Raw genomic sequence first — 3,807 nt, 5'->3', positions numbered from 1 at the left:
TTGCTCGCTTTCGTTAACCCCAGACAAATAAACCTTGAAGACGGTAAGTGATGGCTTACTGTCTTCTCTTTTTAATAGGAGAACCCTATGCATATCTATAAACGCGTATATGAAACCTGTCATCGTCACCTGATGAATTGGTCCGAATTTGAAGGACTGATACGTCAGGGAGTCGCAAGGCGAGAAGACGATGCAACGGATAGTGAGGGCAGCGTTGCCTTTACTCAGCGCCCCCTGGTGAAACTCTTCACGCCGGATGCTCAGGCCACCTGGTTGCTCTCAGAACTTGATCCAGAGGAACCTGAACTTGCCTTTGGTCTCTGTGACCTGGGTCTGGGATTCCTCGAGCTCGGTGATGTTTCCATCATTGAATTGGTGAAGTTACGGGGACCTCTCGGCTTACCGGTGGAGCAAGACCAGCACTTCACGGCCAAACTGTCCCTCTGGGACTATGCCCAACAAGCTCGTCAGCATCAGCGCACTGTCGCTTGAGACGGATCAGTAAGAAAAATTTGTTCAGTTCGACGTTCGGTCGGACGGAGCAATACCCTGTGACTGCGATCGCAGGATTTAATGTAAACCCTTCAAAATAGGAGGACCTATGGAAATAACAACTGTTAAATGGTTGTGTTTGGTGAGTGCCGTCGGTGGCGCATTGCTTTTACTCGGGTGTCAAGCTCTGGAGGAGCGCATATCGGCTTGGTGGAAACGTCGCCATCAGGTGGATAATGCGTTGCTGGAAGCGGTGAAGGCGCTGTCGAAGCAAGTGGCTGCTTTGCCGCAAGCGGCGGCCATTGAAGCGCTGGTCGCCCAAGTGCCGCGCCTGGAAAAACGGGGGAGAGGACACACGACACCGACGAAAGGTCACATCAACGGTGCCGCAGCCTCATCCACCCACACTCAATTGAATGACTAACAAACCTAAACCGAAAAGACAAGAAGGGGCTGCCACTGGCGGCCCTTTTTTAATGCAAAGGATGAATATGACGACATTAAAAAATGAGAATGACGCTTTATCGATCACCTTGCTATGCGGAGAGGGGGAGTTTCAGACTGCTGATGCCGTGCTGATGCTAGAGCAGCAGGTGGATATCGCCTCCCGGCAGAGCCTGATGCCCTATGATGACGGTCGCTCCTGGGTAATCGTAGATGACCGACTGGTGATGCTCGGAGCAGTCGCCCACGCGATGATCAACGGGGCCACGGCCCAGCTAGCCAACTGGCATCACCAGGGCTGGCTAGCAATTTACCCTTCTCTGGAGCAGATTCCGGGAGATACCTTCCGGGTGCTGTGGTTCGAGAATGCCTATGTGCTCGCGCCCTATCCCCCAGGGCAAGGACATCACTCTGGCTAGTAACCGTTACCCGCTGGTTATCCAGTGCGGCATACGAAACCCCTAGCACAATCACGACGAGCCCGCACTCGACTCGCCGCCCAGCGGATACAACCGTGGACACGCCGCTGGGTGTCGACCAGGCAAACCTGCGGGATCTGTTGCGAGTCTTGTACCACGCGGGCACAGCGCCGCGTGTGCTGTACATACACAGCTGCTGGGGACAATGGATGCTCAATCTAGTGTCGGGCGGCTTCGGACAAGCCACTCTGCACCGCGATACCCACCCCTATCCCCCGAGCGCGGCTGCCCACATTGCCGCCTCCGTACCCGCACCTTCGCTGATACACGCCGCCCCTTCCGGCGCATGGCCATCACCGCGCTCATCTCCGAGGCTGACCGATACCTCGATGCCAACGGCACCCCATTCTTGACCGCCGACGTCGACATGTCCCAGCCCATCGATCTCTCTGATGAGCAGCCGCCGCCTACACCGCCCGAGCCTACCGCAACGGCCCCGGCCCTTGCCAGAGCTGCCACGACCGACTACGCCGCTACCATTGTCCGCTACACCCGCCTCACCGCGCGCCTTGCGGGCGCTGCGGCCATCGTCGACGCCGTTCGCGCGGCCGACGCAGCCTACGCTGCCCACGAGGCCATCCACCTTGCGAATGCGGCTGCTGTAGCGGACGCGGCACACGCCGTAGATGCGGCGTTCGCGGCTCGCGAAGCGACGCGCCGTGCGCGCGCTGCCGCTGTTGTCGATGCCGCGCAAGCTGCGGATGCTGGCTTCGCCGCCCACGAAGCCACATGCCGGGCGGACGCCGCCGCCGCGGCTGCCGCCGCACACGCGGCCAATGTTGCCGTGGCCACGCACGAAGCCGCACTCGCCGCCGGGCTGAGGCAGCGGCACTTGCCGCAGACCGCCGACACGCCACTGCCGCGGCGCCGGCAGCCTTTGCTGCCACTGCGACCCCGGCTGCGTCGCCGGTTGCGCCGTCGCAGTGTCCGTCGACGAAAGCAGCGAAGCGGCGCGCTGTCGCCGCAGGTCCCGCCTCGTGAGAGGCGGCGCAGCAGGAAGAGGTGCAACCCCAGGCGCCATAGGAGGGCGGTGTCGCGTTCGGCGTCGGTGCGGGCGTTGAGGTGCCAGCCCACGACGTCGGCCGCGCCTGCCGCCCACCCTGCGACCCCTCGACGCGTCGCTCCAGCCCTGGCTCTCCACCGAGACCCCACCGACCTGCGCCAGGCAACTCATGCCGTCGACCTCGAGGTTTGATCGCCCCGCCAATGACGACCATCTGGACTGTCCCGTCTGCCCTGCGCGAACCACGGGCAGCTGCCGTGAGCACCGCCCTCGCCGCCGGCTTTCGCCGCGACGTGGCTGCCAAGCGCACGCGCCGCCCGACGAGCCTTCATTCCGACGACCTCGCGCTCCGTCTTATTCGGGCTAATGAGCTCGGCAAAGCAACGCGTGCCATCCTCAACACCGAACTCGGAGACACGTCTGATCCGGCTACTATGGTCGAGGTCCGCGCCAAGCGCCCTGGCCGCAAGGAGGCCGTCCCAGGCAAAATCGCCGAGTTCGACAACGTCCCCGAGTTGGCCGTCGAGCTGCGGGAGACGTACGCCCACCTCGCCCGGATGAGCCCCGATCGCATGCGCGACGAGCAGCTCATCGTTCTTGCGAACGGCCACTTCAACGACCCTGTGGCCGCCGCGGTGATGACCCGCATCGACGCTTTCGAGTCGCTTTACGTTCAAGGCCGCCTTCCCGATTGGTACATGTGCTTTACCAGCGCCGCGCGTATGCTCACCATCAAAAAGCGGGTCCCTGAGCCCAACGGCACGCGCCCGCCCGTCCGGCCCGTGGCGCCCGGCAACGTCTCCCGCAGCGCAACGACCCGAGCCGTCGTCAGCGGCGGGTATGGAGGTAGAGCGTTTCCGCTGATTAAACCTTAGTGGGGTGGTGGTCAGCGGTCTCAAGGGTAACATTCTGCAGGTGCTCCAGCCCCACCGAGTTGCGGCTGGCGCATCAAGCGGGAGTGGGGTCGGAGGGGTCGGTCGAGTGGGGAGTCGCCATGGGTAAAGAAAGCGCCGTGGGTTAAGAGGCTGATGCCGCTCTTGGGTAACCCCAAGCGAAGGGCGAAGGCCAAGAGGACGTAATTCATCGTTGAGGATGTGCAGGCCAGGCGCCGCGACGTTGGGTGGGCAGCGGGCGTGAACGTCGTCGGCGATGGCGAGAGCGTAGTCGTCGTGTGAACGAAGAATGGCGTCGTAGGCGACGAGAGCTGTTTGGAGCGCCAAGGCGAAGTCAGCCGAGGCAGCCGGGTCCCCTTGTTGGACCCCTTCAGACGACGCAAAGGGGGCGCGGACAAGGCCGGTGGGGCTCTCGAAATAGATGGCCGACTCGGCCGCAAGAACCTGGTGGCGGAAGCGGCCGAAGGCGCGAAGCATTTGTCTACGGAGGCGTCCC

At 62.4% G+C, this 3,807-nt stretch carries 5 protein-coding genes; 4 read left to right on the top strand and 1 reads right to left on the bottom strand.

Going from position 1 to position 3,807, the window contains the following annotated elements; all coding sequences use genetic code 11:
• Positions 1–87: 87 nt before the first annotated feature.
• The 3 genes from AAF184_25160 (at position 88) to AAF184_25150 (ending at position 1,355) form a co-directional block, all read left to right on the top strand.
• Positions 88–492 (top strand): DUF2958 domain-containing protein, encoded by a 405-nt coding sequence (locus tag AAF184_25160; GenBank protein MEO0425646.1) that lies wholly within the window; start codon positions 88–90, stop codon positions 490–492.
• 109 nt (positions 493–601) lie between these two features.
• Positions 602–916: a hypothetical protein gene (locus AAF184_25155; GenBank protein ID MEO0425645.1), complete on the top strand. Its 315-nt coding sequence runs from the start codon at positions 602–604 to the stop codon at positions 914–916.
• Between the two features lie 67 nt (positions 917–983).
• Positions 984–1,355, top strand: a complete 372-nt coding sequence (locus AAF184_25150; protein MEO0425644.1) for a hypothetical protein — start codon at positions 984–986, stop codon at positions 1,353–1,355.
• A 268-nt stretch (positions 1,356–1,623) separates the two neighbouring features.
• On the opposite strand, the gene AAF184_25145 is transcribed toward AAF184_25150, so the two are convergent.
• A complete protein-coding gene (locus AAF184_25145; GenBank protein ID MEO0425643.1) occupies positions 1,624–2,247 on the bottom strand; it encodes a hypothetical protein in 624 nt (207 codons plus the stop codon).
• 428 nt (positions 2,248–2,675) lie between these two features.
• Between AAF184_25145 and AAF184_25140 the strand changes: the two genes are divergently transcribed.
• Positions 2,676–3,293, top strand: coding sequence for a hypothetical protein (locus AAF184_25140; GenBank protein MEO0425642.1), 618 nt, complete (start codon positions 2,676–2,678; stop codon positions 3,291–3,293).
• Positions 3,294–3,807: the final 514 nt, after the last annotated feature.

Source organism: Pseudomonadota bacterium, assembly GCA_039815145.1.
In the GTDB taxonomy this organism is placed as follows: domain Bacteria; phylum Pseudomonadota; class Gammaproteobacteria; order Steroidobacterales; family JBCBZW01; genus JBCBZW01.
Note: the sequence above shows the minus strand (reverse complement) of the source record. Positions and strands in the feature narration are given on the sequence as shown.

Bases quoted from the DNA above. Each gene is read 5' to 3' on its own strand.
- AAF184_25160 (MEO0425646.1), top strand. From the start codon at position 88: ATGCATATCTATAAACGCGTATATGAAACCTGTCATCGTCACCTGATG.
- AAF184_25155 (MEO0425645.1), top strand. From the start codon at position 602: ATGGAAATAACAACTGTTAAATGGTTGTGTTTGGTGAGTGCCGTCGGT.
- AAF184_25150 (MEO0425644.1), top strand. From the start codon at position 984: ATGACGACATTAAAAAATGAGAATGACGCTTTATCGATCACCTTGCTA.